The organism is Chitinophagales bacterium (assembly GCA_020636495.1).
In the GTDB taxonomy this organism is placed as follows: domain Bacteria; phylum Bacteroidota; class Bacteroidia; order Chitinophagales; family Chitinophagaceae; genus UBA5543.
Window position 1 is genome coordinate 1402059 of record JACJXQ010000008.1, and the last position, 14076, is coordinate 1416134.

A 14076-nucleotide genomic window follows, 5' to 3' on the forward strand; every position below is an offset into this window, starting at 1 on the left:
TATGTTTGAGTGTTACCTCCAAAATAAACTGATATGGCCCAAACTTTCTCAAAGGCTTTTATGCCTTTATTGATCATGGCAATGTTCTCATTTAACCCTGTTTTTGCACAATGGTCTTATTTGGGTAGCCAGGGATTTTCAGATGGATTTGCGTGGAATACCCAAGTTGCTATAGATACAGGTGGTCTGCCTTATGTTGCTTTTGTTGACCATGTAAGACAGGACAAAGTTACAGTTATGAAACACCTTGGTAATGCATGGGTAAATGTAGGTATACCTGGTTTTTCAGATTCATTCACAAAAACTCCTGTATTGGCACTTAGTCAGGATGGTAAGCCTTACGTAGTTTATACTTGTTATGGAAAGATCGGTCAGATCTTTGTCGAAAGATTTAATGGAATTAAATGGGAAAGTGTAGGTAATTCTCCGGTTGGCATACCTGGGGAGGACCCTGTTATTGCATTTGGTAGTGGACAAACGCCATATGTTGCATACAAGGATCCATGGCAAAACTCAGCTTACCTAACCGTTATGAAATACGACGGCACTAATTGGGTTACAGTGGGTTCTCCAAGATTCTCTCTGTCAATACCAGAGTATGTTTCTATGACTATTGATAAAAAAGGAACCCCATATGTTGCATATGTTGATCTGGGTAAGCCGCATGAAGTTACGGTGATGAAATTTGATGGTACTGACTGGGTTGCAGTTGATACTGCAGGAATTTCTGCTGGTAAGGCATATTATGTTTCTCTCGCACTGGGTCCTGATGGTACACCCTATGTTGGATATAAAGATGTGGCTAATAATAATAAAGCTACTGTTTTGAAGTACAACGGTGCACATTGGGTTTCAGTAGGGAAACCAGGTTTTTCAAAAGGAGAAATATATTATTCATCTTTGGTAGTAGATGAGAATGGTACACCTTATTTTGGTTGTCAGGGATGGACAACCAGGGCAACTGTCTATAAATATGACGGTAAAGATTGGGTACTGGTAGGTGTTGACGGTTTTTCCGCAGGTAATGCAGAGCATACATCGTTAGCTTTAGATAAGTATGGTACTCTTATCATGGCATATAAAGACACTAAAGTATCTGATAAGATCAGCTCGATGATATACTATTGTGCGTATAGTGTACCTGATGTGCCGATATGTAGCGTCTTGAACGATACAATATCAGGCTTTAATACTATTGTTTGGAGTAATAATGGCAATGCATATGTAGACTCATATTTTGTTTATAGGGAGAACAATGGCAGTTACAAACTCATTGCCTCCTTAGCCAAAACATTAGCAAGCCAATTTGTGGATGTTACTGCCAAACCTACGCTTAATAGTTACAGTTACAAGCTTGCAGTTAAGGATAAATGCTGGAGATATTCAGATACCGCATCATTTGTAGCTCATAAAACAATAAGACTATCTTTTGATTATTTGTCGGGCAATAAAGGTACTATTTCATGGAATGCATATGATGGTATATCTGTGTTGTATTATGTTGTAATGCGCAGCACAGATAATGGGGCATTTATTGCCATTGATACGGTCTTTGGTGGATTGTCTCCATCTTATACATATGTAGACAAAAATGTACCGGTCGGCATTAATATATATAGAATTGATGTTCCTTTAAACAGTGGTTGTGATGCAGGTTCCGGAATTATCTATGATAAAATTACATCAAATAAAGTAACAGCTTGGACAACTGGTGTCAATATTGTACAGGGACGATCACAGAATATTACATTACAGCCTAATCCCGCTAAAAACAATGTAAAAGTTCTTTTTAATAAGGTAGGATTCAAGCTACAACTCCGGGTAATAGATGTATTAGGTAAGGTTGTGTTTAAAGAAGAAATAAACGGTATGTCGGGACAACATACTATTCCACTCAATGATATCCCCTCAGGTTTGTATGTTGTCGAACTGCAAGGCGAAAATGTACGATCCTCACAAAAATTACTAAAAGAGTAGTTCCCCTTAGAGTTGCAGTCAACAGGAATGCAATTATTTATGGTTGTTTATTACAGCAAAATTACATATATTTGTAAAGTGCAAACAGTTATTATTCCATTAAAAGTTCTTTGTAAAATAGGTGGCGAGAATGAGGTTTTTGTTAAGTAAGTCAATTGTCTATCCCCTAAGTTGTTGATTGTCAATTGTAATATATGATGCTCGGGAAATACGTTTTTACTTAACAATACTTAACGAATACTCATAAAGTGCTGATAGTCAGATTGGTGTGTGGTTTTGGGCGAAAGATGTTAAAGAAGAAATAATAAAAAACAGCTTCTCCCTTCTGGTAGGTCAGGAGGGTAAAAAAGCCGTACCTTGCACACGCTGAAAGTCATTTGTATATGGAGTTAGCAGGAAAGAAGATAATATTAGCCATAACCGGCAGCATTGCAGCCTACAAAACCCCCGTCCTGGTCAGGCAACTGATAAAGGCAGGGGCAGAAGTTCGGGTGATCATGACCTCATCTGCCGGTGTATTTGTCAGCCCCTTGTCATTGGAAACAGTTTCCAGGCATCCTGTTTACAGCAGCATCAGCGATGGTTCGCAGTGGAACAACCACGTAGAGCTGGGCCGCTGGGCAGATGTAATGCTCATAGCGCCTTGCAGTGCCAATACCCTGGCCAAATTTGCACGCGGCCTGTGCGATAACCTGGTTTGTGCAGTGTATCTTTCTGCTACCTGCCCGGTACTCATTGCCCCGGCTATGGACGAAGATATGTGGTTGCATCCCGCAACAAAACGTAATATTCAGAAGGTGCAGTCGTATGGAAATACCATAATACCGGTGGTACATGGCGAGCTGGCCAGCGGGCTGGTAGGCCAGGGCCGTATGGCTGAAACGGAAGACATGGTAAAATTTGTAGTCCGTTTTTTAGATGAAAGGGGCAAACAGCCACTCAAGGGCCGAAAAGCCCTGGTAACGGCTGGGCCCACCTACGAGCGCCTTGACCCCGTGCGTTTTATCGGCAACTTCTCTACTGGTAAAATGGGAGCAGCTATAGCCGAGGAGCTGGCTGATAAGGGAGCGCAGGTATTGTTGGTGCTCGGGCCATCCAGCGTAGAGGTGAAACATGCTAATGTGCAGGTGAAAAGGGTAGAGAGTGCAGAGCAGATGCATGATGCTTGTGTGAATGTGTTTGAGGAGGTGGATATAGCGGTTATGTCTGCCGCGGTGGCAGACTATAAGCCGGAAGAAGTGGCAGGAGAGAAAATAAAAAAGCAGGATGGAGCGTTAGATATAAAGCTGGGCAAGACAAAAGACATACTTGCTGAGCTGGGTAAAAAGAAAAAAGTGGGACAATTATTGGTAGGCTTTGCACTGGAAACGAATAATGAAGAGGCACATGCCCGCGAAAAACTGGAGCGCAAAAATGCTGACTTTATAGTGCTCAATTCCCTGAACGATGAAGGGGCGGGTTTTGGACACGACACAAATAAAGTAACCCTCATAGGCAGGGACGGTTTTAAAAAGGATTTACCTTTAATGACCAAAAAAGAAGTGGCGCACGCAGTAGTGCAACACATCATTGATCTGCGATATGCTGAAACGACTGTTTAACATATTACTGTTCATAGGGCTGGCAACAAATGTGTCGGCACAGGAGCTTAACTGCACTGTTAAGGTCATGGCCGATGGTATATCCGGCCAAGGACAGGATAAGGAAACCTTCCGCAATATGCAACTTGCTATTACGGAGTTTATGAATAACCGCAAGTGGACAGATGAACAGTTCGGCCCGCAGGAGAAAATAAACTGTAACATCCTGATAAATGTAACCCAGACACTGCAGGGTGTACAGAACGGTTTTTCAGCCACGCTAACAATTCAGTCTTCAAGGCCGGTATACAACACCAGCTATATGAGCCAAATGGTGAAGCATGTAGACAAGGAGGTACAGTTCAGCTACAACCAGTTCTCACCGCTGGAGTTCAATGATAATCGCGTGGCGGGTAATAATGTCTATGTATCTAATCTGCCGGCTATTCTGGCCTATTATGCCTACCTGGTCATTGGTTTCGATTTTGACAGCTTCTCACCCAAAGGCGGCGAACCATACTTTAAAAAAGCGCAGAACATCGTAAATAATGCGCCTGAACAGGGTAAGACCATCACTGGTTGGAAAGCAGTAGAGGGTAACCACAATCGTTATTGGATAGTAGATCAGGTACTGAACCCCAGGTTTCAGGCACTGCGCTCAGTTATGTACTCTATGCACAGAGAAGCACTGGATAATATGTACCTGAAACCGGAAGAATCGCAAAAGATCATCCTGAACAGCATCAACTCATTAAGCCAACTACAGAAAGAGAATCCCGGCTCTGTATTGCTGCAGTTCTTCTTCAATGCAAAGAGCGACGAATTTGCGAGCGTAATAGCACAGCAACCTGAAGCAAACAGGGGGTTGTATGTAACAATGATATCGCAGATAGATGTACCCAACGTACAGAAATATAACAGCTTGCTGAAATGAGGAGAATATTGCTGAGTATAATAGGTTGTATGCTGCTGACAACAGCCTGTAAGGACGAGGAGTTAAAGCACTTGTCCCGGGATAAGATGACGACGCTGCTTACCGACCTGCATATAGCCGAAGTATATAGTACTATGGTAAATGACAGCACGCACAAGTCGCTGAACAAGAATACAGATTCCCTGGCTTATTATTATAAGTCAATACTTGCGCATCACAATGTCAGTATGCACGAATTGCAGGAAAGTATGCAGTGGTATGGCCAGCACCCGTCCGAACTGGATTCTGTCTATATTACTATGCTGAATGAACTAAGTACAATGGAAGGCCTGCAGCATGCAGGTGAGTAGCTTATTGCAGCAGGTTCAGCGCCTCACGGATGCGTTTGACAGCTTCCTGCAGCTTCTCCATAGAGGTAGCAAACGACAGGCGTATACAATCGCTATTGCCAAATGCTGAGCCCATTACCGTACTTACATTGGCTTTGTATAGCAGGTACATGCTCAGGTCTTCATCATTACTGATGGTGGTCACTCCGTCAGATTTGCCAAAGAAGGCACTAACATCAGGGAACAGGTAAAAGGCGCCCTGCGGGCAATTAAGCTTCATCCCTTTGATGTCTTTCAGTTCATTATACAAGAAGTCACGACGCTCTTTGAAAGCTTTGGTCATCTCGAAAGTGGGTTGCATATCGCCAAGAAGTGCTGTGATGGCCGCACGCTCTGTTATTGAGTTGGCGCCCGAGGTAAACTGACCCTGGAGCTTTTCGCATGCCTGTACCAGCTCTTTAGGACCTGCCAAATACCCTAACCTCCATCCGGTCATGGCAAAACCTTTAGACATCCCATTTACCACGATCACGCGGTCTTTCAGCTCTTCAAATTGTCCTATACTTTCGTGTTTCCCTGAGTAGTTAATATATTCATATATCTCATCACTGATAATAGCACAGTTGGGAAATCGCTTGAATATCTCAGCCAGTCCCGCAAGTTCTTCCTTAGAATAAACACTCCCGGTAGGGTTGCAGGGAGATGAGAATATGAACAGCTTACTTTTATCGCTGATATGTTGTTCCAGTTGTGAAGGGGTAAGCTTAAAGTCATTCTCAATTGTACATGGAATATAAACGGGAGTCCCTTCGGCCAACTGTGCTAATGCACCGTACGTTACCCAGTATGGGGTAGGGATGATCACTTCGTCTCCCGGGTCAACAATACTCAATATTGCGTTGGCCAACGATTGCTTCGCACCTGTAGATACAATGATTTGGTCAGGGGTATAATCCAGGTTATTGTCTCTTTTCAGTTTGGTGCAGATAGCTTCGCGCAGATCGAGATATCCGGCTACAGGGGTGTATTTGGTATAACCCTCTTCCATAGCGGTGGTTGCAGCGTCACAGATGTATTCCGGGGTATTAAAGTCCGGTTCTCCCAGGCTAAGGTCTATGATGTCAATTCCTTTGGCTCTTAATTCCCGGCCTAGTTTAGCCATTTTTATGGTCTGCGGTTCTACTACCCGGTTCAGTCTCTGCGCTAGTTGCATGTCTATAAAATATTATCCGACAGCAAATGTACTAAACATATGCTGTCGGAGTTCTGTAAATGGTCTTTGCTTAAATACTTGCTACGTTAGACGTATGCGAGAATGCATTGGTGAAGAAGTTGAGGTACAAAGCCAGCAGGATAATAAGGCCTATCACAACGCTCAGGAAAACGATCGTTTTCTTGTAGCCATTGTTAATGGTCCGCATTCTGTGCAATTCACTTACGTTGTTCAATGTGTTCTCCGTACGCGAAAAGGCTGTTTCTCCTTTTACAATGTAGTCGTAGGCACCATATTTCATGCTGTCCACTGCTACTTCAAGAGAGTCCTGGCCCGACAGCATAATAACCTGTGTTTCGGGATATCCTTCTTTTATCTTTTTCAGGATATCAACGCCGTTTTGCGCTTCTGGTTTGTGAGCGCTCAGGTGATAATCCAGCACAACTATTTCCGGATGCAGGTGCATATTGGCAAGTGCATCTTCACCGTTATCAAAGGTTTTTATCTCGTATAGGAAACGCTCAGCGATATAATCTTTCAGCATTTCGTTTTGAATCGGCTCGTCATCTACCAGGAAGATGTACCGACTATTATTTTGTGCCATATGCTCAGGAGTTCAATTTCGTAGAAAAATAGAAAAAATATTTAAAACCCCAAAGCAACCCGGGGGAATATGCTTAATAATCAGTTAGTAGCAGAAAGACCATTTTATTCGCTTTTCAGTTCAACAAAGGCTTTTTCGCATACTTTATGCAACTGTTCTATCAGGCGGGGTAACCGTTCAAAGTGAGCCTGTTCCCCAGCTGTCTGCTCTATCAGGAAGATATTGCTAATATCTTCTTTTACCCCCATGTATGACAATTGAGGTTTCATGGAGTGTGCTGCTATCTTGATAGCGGGATAGTCCTTATTCTTCAGGCCTTCGTCAATATTGTTCAGTAGTCTGGGCCCATTTTCCAGGAACATACCTTTGTACTTCTGTATTTTTTCGACATTACCACCAGTGAATTGTGTCAGGAATCGCATATCTGTCACCTTTTCAGGTAGTGGTTTCAGCACATTGTCTTGTACTGCCGTTGTGTTTGGCTGTACCTGCTGTTGCTTGTCAGGACTGCTGATATGTTCCATTACAGTGGCCATTTTCAACAAGAGTTCGTCTGGTTGAAATGGTTTGGATACATAAGCGTTCATGCCTATGTCAAAATATTTCTGCACATCCTCCATCAGCACATTGGCAGTCATGGCAATGATCTTTACTTTGTTCAGTGGTTCCGGCAGGTCTTTGCGGATTCGTTTTGTAGCCTCTACACCATCCATCACAGGCATTTGTATATCCATAAGCACTATATCATAAATGCCTGTTTTTACCTTTTCAACCGCCAGTTGTCCATTTACAGCAACATCTATGTGTATGCCTGGCAGTAACTCTTTCAGAGTATCTTCTGCCACCATTCTATTGAATTCATTATCCTCAGCCAACAGTAGTTTAAGTCTTGCCAGTTTCTGTTTCTTACTGTCGTCTATTATTGGCGTGTCTTCTACCGGAACCTGGTTAGCTGATTCTGTGAGCGGGATGATTACTGTAAATTTTGTGCCTTTCCCCAGTTCACTTTCCACACTTATCTCGCCGTTCATCAGGCCAACTAATTGTTTGGAAATGGTCAGCCCCAGTCCGGTACCGCCAAATTTGCGTGCAATATCTGTTCCTGCCTGTGTAAAGCTTTCAAATATCTGTCCTACATAATCAGGCGAGATACCGATACCGGTATCTTCTACATCAAATCTTATCCAGTATTTATTGCCCTCGCGTTTGTTAACAGATGCAGAAACTGAAACGGAACCTTTTTCTGTGAACTTGACCGCATTACCGGCCAGGTTGATGAGTACCTGGTTGATACGCGTCGGGTCGCCAATTAAGCGGATTGGGATATGCTCGTCTACAGAGACTTTGAATTCAAGCCCCTTCTCTTCTGCCTTGAACAACAATATGTCCTTCATGCTGCCTATAAGCTCAGTCATCACAAAATCTGTATCCTCTATTACTATCTTGCCCGCTTCTATTTTTGACAGGTCGAGGATATCGTTGATGATGACCAACAGATTATCTGCTGATTGCTGGATAGCTTTAAGGTATCTTTTTTGGTCATCCCTGGGGTCTTTGTCCATCAGGAGGCGGGTCATGCCAACAATGGCATTCATTGGTGTGCGTATCTCGTGGCTCATATTGGCCATGAACTGTTGTTTCAGTTCAGCTGTACGTTCTGCCACCTCTTTCTCTTTTTGAGAAAGTTCTATTTTTTGCCTTATCTGCAGATTGCGCAGTTTGTTCAGCGTTGTCTGCTGGAATATTTCTTCTTTAAGTTGTTCATAGGCTTTAAGATGATAGAATGCACTCGGGATGTTACCCATTTTATCATACAATACTGAAAGCGTTTCGTGCAGGCTCATCACGTCATGTTTGCGCAGGTAGTCCTCAGCCATTTCAAAAGCCTTGTTCAGGTAGAACAGCGCCTGCCTGAAATCACCTTCGTCCATCTGTATCTTACCCAGGTAATAGTTGCATATGATCTGAACTTCCGCATTCTCCAGTTCTACAGCTTCCTTCTGGGCCTGTTCCAGGCTTTCTTTAGCTTTTTCAAAGTCATTCAGGCGGTAATGTACTTTGCCCACACCGCTCAGCGCTATGATGTATGCCGATGACTCTTGTTCTGCACTTTGCAGGTTCTTTTCAAAATACTGCATGGCTTCTTCGTATTCCTCTCGCTTGAAGTAGATGTTGCCTAGTACATTATAAGTAGTAGTTACCCTGTTGGCATCGTGTGCCTTCTCAAATATAGGCAGGCAACGCAGTGCATAATCCAGGGCACTGTCAAAATCGTTCAGGTCGTATAGTAGTTGGGCTATACTTGTCAGGTTTACAGAAGTAGCTACCTCATCGCCCAAAGCTTCATTGATTACCAGTGCTTCTTCAAAGTAATTCAATGCACGTGCAAAATCACCGGTCTCCCTGTATATGTTACCGAAATTATTCAGTACCCTGGCTTCCAGCTTTTTGTCTTTTATGTGTTTGGCTATTGCCTGTGCTTTGTGCAGTTCTGCCAACCCGTCATCGTAATCGCCTTGAAGGCCATAGCAGGAGCCTTTCAGGTTATGCCCACGGCCCTGGCCGCGCGGGTAGCCAATGTTTACAGATTTCTCAATGATCTCATCTGCCATTTTCATTGCCTCGTCCTGGTCAGTATTTCTCATTTCCAGGGCCATGGTCACCAAAAGGTCTATACGCGAACGTTCGTCCTTGATGGTATCATATTCTTTCAGCAGTTGTTGGTATTTTTGAGCATCCATATAGCAGCCTTCTTCCTGTAAAAATAAAAACCCCTTGCTGTTGTGCAAGGGGCGCTATGAATATTGTGAAGATATTATTATCCGTTTACTTCCATGCGTTTATAATCCTGGTGGCCTGGATCTTCGTAGCTCAGGAACGTCGCGCAGAAATGGCCTATCAGCGATAAACCCCATGCAGCAGTGGTCCATGCAGGCCATGGGTAAGCCCAACCTTCAACACCTTTATCGTACAGCATCCAAGTAGCTGCAGTAACTATTGCAAATACAACTGTGTGAATGTAGAATATTTGCTTTTGTTTGCCTGTTGGCTTTAATTTTGCTGGCATGTATCTAATAATTTGTTGCAAATATATAGACCTGTGGCGATAAAATGAAATTTTAAGATCACCTTACTTATGCACAGATATTAGTATTGTTGTTATTTGATCTCGTTCATAGCTGCCTCCAGCACATCATCTATACCCATTGCCAGGCGCACTTTATCTACACGCACAACTCTGTCAGGTGGTATCCCATTCTCATAGTTATTGCCACTTGTATCCAGGGTTTGTGTTATGGAGCAGCGATATGTCCAGCCGTTGGGAAGCTGACCTCCATTGGGCAATCCTAATCCGCCGCCCGTGGTGTCGCCTATTACTACCATATTGTCAATAGACTTGGCTATGAGTGTAAAAAAGGAACCGGAGCTATATGTCCCCCTGTCTGTTAACACCACTATTTTTTTCAGGTATTTGATGGCTGATTCAGATGGGGCAAGATCTGATCGTTCCATTTCGCCAAACTCGTTGTGTCCCGGCCCTGTTTTGCCTCTTGACTGATATACAAAAGTTGACTTATTGATGAACCTGCTGAGAATGGTGTAGGCATCATTGACTACACCACCTCCATTTTGCCTGATATCAAATATCAACCCTTTGGTGTCTTTATACCTATTTAATATATAATCCAGTTGCACATTATCAACCGTGCCAGGAAATGATGGGAAACGTATATAGCCGATCTCTTTGTTGCGCAGAAAATCATGCATGAACGGACCGGTAATTACCCTGTCGGTACCGATGTAATTTTCAAGTATTACCCGGTCGTCTATATTGTCTGGTCCCAGTAATTCTATGTCGTATACTGAAATATTGAAAGGGGATATCAGGTTTACATGCCCGTCGCGCAACTCATTCAACATGGCACCCATTACATTGAATAGTTCGTCCTCGCTCATGCCTGAATATACCTTTGCCGCGTATTTGGTACGAATAGTATTCCAGTCAACATTTTTGGTATCGAAGTAGGCATAGCGGATGTCCACCTGCTCCCATAGGTAGTCGAAGTTAGCCATAGGGTCAGTTGATGTTCCCTTCTTTTTAAATATGGCTTTCTCACAGGAAGCGCATAGTAGTAGTATAGATATGATTGTTATCAGCCTGTTCATTATTGTTTGTTTTTATTCAGGTGAAACAATAAGGAGAACTCGAGTATGTGGTTGGCTACCTCAAAACGGTTAAAGTTCTTACCCACTGCATATGCGTCCCAGAAATAGGATACCCGGTACATATTTCCATTTTGCATCTGGCGGGTATATGCCAGCTCTGAACAGAAACGTATGCCTGAAAATGACTTCACTTCATATCCATTGAATATAGGGAACGTGTTCAGGCTTTCGTTACCGATATAGGCATACCCGTTGCGTACAGAGTTGTTCATTACCGGTAGATTGAGCTGGTAAGAGAACAATGTGACCATAGGCTTAAGTTTGTACTTAATAAAAAGGAATTTTTTATTGATAACCTCCTTTCGTTCAAAACGGCGGGATACTTTACCTGACAGGAAGAAGGTACTGAATGCCTCGTAGCCAATACCTGCATTCATCAGGTCATCATTGATACGTACGTCCATATTCACGTCATACATGCCTCCCAGTTTTACATTCCACTTTTCGTTAGATAATCTTCTGAGCTGGTACAGCCTATAATAGTTCAGATACAAAACATATTGCGTAGCCTTTGATTTTACATCAATACCATCCGTTTTTTTATACCTGTAGTTGCCTTGGTTGAAACGTACAGTGAACTTGTTTTCCCGCGCTGTATCCATTTTCAGCCATGCAAGCGAGTAGTTGAACAATATTCCTTTGTAAGTAATGGGGGAGGTGGCAAAGTCGCGCATGCTGCCCTTGTTCAGTCCAAGGCCTGTCTGGATGTATTTTGCCCGGCCATGCCTTATTTGTTTTCTGCTCAGGCCATCAGTTTCCTGCCCATGTACTTGTGCATGCAATATGGTTAAGCATACCAGTATCAATAATATCCTGTTCTTCATTAAATAGAATGAAAGATGAATGTAGAAGACCAAAAGTAATATAAAACCCTGCACAAAAGGCAGGGTTTTATATTCTTATATTATGAATATTATTATTCCAGTATCTCTTTAATAGCATTCAGCACCCACGGCCAGTGCTTATCAGAGTTTTCATGCATTTGTTGTGTAGGACTGTTCTACTGTTCTGCTGTTAGTATGGTTCCGCCGTTGCCAGGTGTTATGGTGTAGGTAACTAAGGCATAATTTTCAGGAATATCTTCCACACCGCTCATAGAGCTCCAATAGGTGTGTTTCAGTAGTCTTTCCGGTTCTGCTTCCAGTATTTCTCCGCCGTCATTGTATTTATGTCCTTCGTACTCGCCGGTATATGAGAGTTTGCTCCCTTTCTGCCAGTCGCAAGTGGTTTCTGTACCAAACATGTACTCCCTGATAAGGTCTTTATCCGTCAGTGCTCTCCATACATCAGCGGGTGTAGCGTTTATTGTAATGCTGTGTTTTATGTGCCTGTACATATCCTGTATTTTATAGCTGTGAAAATAATCAAATAACAACAGCCCGCATGAAGCGGGCTGTTGTATCAATATTAATAAACTGCAATTACACAGCTTGCTTCTCTGCTTCCCATGTGCTGCGGCCTTCGCCCGGTATCACATGTTTTTCGCTGTGGTACGATGAGCGTACCAGCGGGCCACTCTCTACATAGTCCAGCCCTATTTTATACCCTGCTTCGCGATATTCAGCAAATTCATCAGGATGAACGAAACGTACAACGGGCAGGTGTTTCTGCGTAGGTTGCAGGTACTGTCCTAAGGTTACTACATCACAGCCATTATCTTTCAGGTCCTGTAGTGTTTGTATTACTTCATCTTTTTCTTCGCCCAGCCCCAGCATGATGCCGCTTTTGGTGCGCATGCCACCGTCTTTCAGCCTGCGTATCACCTCTAAGCTGCGGCGGTATTTAGCCTGTATACGCACCTTGCGGGTCATGCGTTCTACTGTTTCTACATTGTGTGATACTACTTCTGGTGCTACTTCAATAATGCGCTCCAGGTTCTCCCACTGCCCGCGGAAGTCAGGTATCAGCGTTTCCAGCGTAGTTTCCGGGTTCAGCGCGCGAACAGCTTTTATGGTATTAGCCCAGATTATAGAGCCGCCGTCTTTCAGTTCGTCCCTATCTACCGATGTGATAACAGCATGTTTCACCTGCATCAGGTGAATAGCCTCTGCCACACGCTGTGGTTCATCCCAGTCTACAGCTTCGGGGCGGCCTGTGGCCACCGCACAAAATCCGCACGAACGGGTACATATATTACCCAATATCATGAAAGTAGCCGTACCTGCACCCCAGCATTCTCCCATATTTGGGCAGTTGCCGCTTTCGCAGATGGTATGTAATTTATGATTGTCTACCAGGTTGCGTACATGACGGTACTCTTCACCTATAGGTAGTTTTACGCGCAACCAGTTTGGTTTTTTTACGCGTGTTTGTGTCGTATCTATGTTATTAATAACCGGTAATTCCTGCATAACGCTGCAAAGTTACTTCTTTTGTGCCCAACGTTTGCCAACCTGGAATGACATATATGCATTTACGAAATATGGAACGGCATTTTGGTTAGCCATCAATTGTATGGCACGGCTGTACATATTAGCGCTGATGCCTGTTTCAACCGCTAATTTTGAAGTTTTAGTTGGCGCAAAGTCAAAGTGGAGGCCTGTCTTTACCTGGATACCGGGAACTATCTTTGTTTCGCCCAGTCCTTGTCCGAAGCCTGAACTACCCACGATAAATTGCTGAGCTAAGAAATCTTCTTTAGTGTCATCATTATAACTTATAGTCTTTTGCACTAAAGAACCGTTTTGGTTTACGTATGCGTCAATATAATAGGGTTTTTCCAATCCGATCGATAATGCACCGAGGTACACCCAGTGTATTGACATGGCACGAGGTTCAACATCGTTATTGATAAATGACTTTCCTGCTATCAGTTTGCGTTTTCCGTAGCCTATGTTCAGCGTGTAAAAATTGCTGATCTTACCATATACAAACGGTTTAGCAGCCTCAACTGCGCTGCTTATCGTGTTGCTACGCTTGATCTCCATGGGGTGTTTCTTCTCGCTGAATTCTACCTGCCAGAAATTAAGGTCGTAATAGTAGTCAGTAGTTCTGTCTGTATTCTTTACTTTTCCCCTGTCCATGAAAAGGCTCCAGCCGTCCGTATTCATCCTCAGTCCGAAGCTTACTTCCTGTTTAATAGGTTTGGGCCTTTTCTTTCTTACCGGTACCGCTATAGAGTCCCTGTCTGTGACCTGGGCAAATGCCACATCTGTGACTAAAAGCGTGGTCAGCAAAAAGATAGATATACAGAAATATTTTTTCATCATTTG

General features: G+C 43.3%; 13 protein-coding genes. 4 read left to right on the forward strand and 9 right to left on the reverse strand.

Features of this window, described 5'->3' with window-relative positions; translation table 11 throughout:
• Window positions 1-33 precede the first annotated feature (33 nt).
• The 4 genes from H6550_06055 (at window position 34) to H6550_06070 (ending at window position 4841) form a co-directional block, all read left to right on the forward strand.
• Window positions 34-1977 carry a T9SS type A sorting domain-containing protein gene (locus H6550_06055; GenBank protein MCB9045683.1) on the forward strand — a complete coding sequence of 648 codons (1944 nt, stop codon included), beginning with the start codon at window positions 34-36 and terminating at the stop codon, window positions 1975-1977.
• A 383-nt stretch (window positions 1978-2360) separates the two neighbouring features.
• Window positions 2361-3578: a bifunctional phosphopantothenoylcysteine decarboxylase/phosphopantothenate--cysteine ligase CoaBC gene (coaBC, locus tag H6550_06060; GenBank protein MCB9045684.1), complete on the forward strand. Its 1218-nt coding sequence runs from the start codon at window positions 2361-2363 to the stop codon at window positions 3576-3578.
• The gene (locus tag H6550_06065; GenBank protein ID MCB9045685.1) at window positions 3559-4491 is read left to right on the forward strand and encodes a DUF4835 family protein; all 933 of its coding nucleotides are present in this window, start codon (window positions 3559-3561) and stop codon (window positions 4489-4491) included. The genes coaBC and H6550_06065 overlap by 20 nt, the downstream gene beginning before the upstream one ends.
• Window positions 4488-4841: a DUF4296 domain-containing protein gene (locus H6550_06070; protein MCB9045686.1), complete on the forward strand. Its 354-nt coding sequence runs from the start codon at window positions 4488-4490 to the stop codon at window positions 4839-4841. The genes H6550_06065 and H6550_06070 overlap by 4 nt, the downstream gene beginning before the upstream one ends.
• Window position 4842: 1 nt before the next feature.
• On the opposite strand, the gene H6550_06075 is transcribed toward H6550_06070, so the two are convergent.
• From H6550_06075 to H6550_06115, 9 genes are all read right to left on the reverse strand, one after another.
• Complete coding sequence (locus tag H6550_06075) at window positions 4843-6033, reverse strand: pyridoxal phosphate-dependent aminotransferase (protein ID MCB9045687.1); 1191 nt, start codon at window positions 6031-6033, stop codon at window positions 4843-4845.
• Between the two features lie 70 nt (window positions 6034-6103).
• Entirely contained in the window at window positions 6104-6637 is a 534-nt protein-coding gene (locus H6550_06080; GenBank protein ID MCB9045688.1) for a response regulator, read from the reverse strand.
• Between the two features lie 104 nt (window positions 6638-6741).
• Entirely contained in the window at window positions 6742-9378 is a 2637-nt protein-coding gene (locus H6550_06085) for a tetratricopeptide repeat protein (protein MCB9045689.1), read from the reverse strand.
• Window positions 9379-9455: 77 nt separating this feature from the next.
• Window positions 9456-9704, reverse strand: coding sequence for a 2TM domain-containing protein (locus tag H6550_06090; protein MCB9045690.1), 249 nt, complete (start codon window positions 9702-9704; stop codon window positions 9456-9458).
• A gap of 92 nt (window positions 9705-9796) precedes the next feature.
• Window positions 9797-10804 (reverse strand): S41 family peptidase, encoded by a 1008-nt coding sequence (locus H6550_06095; protein MCB9045691.1) that lies wholly within the window; start codon window positions 10802-10804, stop codon window positions 9797-9799.
• Window positions 10804-11688, reverse strand: a complete 885-nt coding sequence (locus H6550_06100; GenBank protein ID MCB9045692.1) for a hypothetical protein — start codon at window positions 11686-11688, stop codon at window positions 10804-10806. The genes H6550_06095 and H6550_06100 overlap by 1 nt, the downstream gene beginning before the upstream one ends.
• A gap of 176 nt (window positions 11689-11864) precedes the next feature.
• Window positions 11865-12200 (reverse strand): SRPBCC domain-containing protein, encoded by a 336-nt coding sequence (locus H6550_06105; GenBank protein MCB9045693.1) that lies wholly within the window; start codon window positions 12198-12200, stop codon window positions 11865-11867.
• An 85-nt stretch (window positions 12201-12285) separates the two neighbouring features.
• Window positions 12286-13215 carry a lipoyl synthase gene (gene lipA, locus H6550_06110; protein ID MCB9045694.1) on the reverse strand — a complete coding sequence of 310 codons (930 nt, stop codon included), beginning with the start codon at window positions 13213-13215 and terminating at the stop codon, window positions 12286-12288.
• Window positions 13216-13227: 12 nt separating this feature from the next.
• A complete protein-coding gene (locus tag H6550_06115; GenBank protein MCB9045695.1) occupies window positions 13228-14073 on the reverse strand; it encodes a hypothetical protein in 846 nt (281 codons plus the stop codon).
• Window positions 14074-14076: the final 3 nt, after the last annotated feature.

Bases quoted from the DNA above. Each gene is read 5' to 3' on its own strand.
- H6550_06055 (MCB9045683.1), top strand. From the start codon at position 34: ATGGCCCAAACTTTCTCAAAGGCTTTTATGCCTTTATTGATCATGGCA.
- coaBC (MCB9045684.1), top strand. From the start codon at position 2,361: ATGGAGTTAGCAGGAAAGAAGATAATATTAGCCATAACCGGCAGCATT.
- H6550_06065 (MCB9045685.1), top strand. From the start codon at position 3,559: ATGCTGAAACGACTGTTTAACATATTACTGTTCATAGGGCTGGCAACA.
- H6550_06070 (MCB9045686.1), top strand. From the start codon at position 4,488: ATGAGGAGAATATTGCTGAGTATAATAGGTTGTATGCTGCTGACAACA.
- H6550_06075 (MCB9045687.1), bottom strand. From the start codon at position 6,033: ATGCAACTAGCGCAGAGACTGAACCGGGTAGTAGAACCGCAGACCATA.
- H6550_06080 (MCB9045688.1), bottom strand. From the start codon at position 6,637: ATGGCACAAAATAATAGTCGGTACATCTTCCTGGTAGATGACGAGCCG.
- H6550_06085 (MCB9045689.1), bottom strand. From the start codon at position 9,378: ATGGATGCTCAAAAATACCAACAACTGCTGAAAGAATATGATACCATC.
- H6550_06090 (MCB9045690.1), bottom strand. From the start codon at position 9,704: ATGCCAGCAAAATTAAAGCCAACAGGCAAACAAAAGCAAATATTCTAC.
- H6550_06095 (MCB9045691.1), bottom strand. From the start codon at position 10,804: ATGAACAGGCTGATAACAATCATATCTATACTACTACTATGCGCTTCC.
- H6550_06100 (MCB9045692.1), bottom strand. From the start codon at position 11,688: ATGAAGAACAGGATATTATTGATACTGGTATGCTTAACCATATTGCAT.
- H6550_06105 (MCB9045693.1), bottom strand. From the start codon at position 12,200: ATGTACAGGCACATAAAACACAGCATTACAATAAACGCTACACCCGCT.
- lipA (MCB9045694.1), bottom strand. From the start codon at position 13,215: ATGCAGGAATTACCGGTTATTAATAACATAGATACGACACAAACACGC.
- H6550_06115 (MCB9045695.1), bottom strand. From the start codon at position 14,073: ATGATGAAAAAATATTTCTGTATATCTATCTTTTTGCTGACCACGCTT.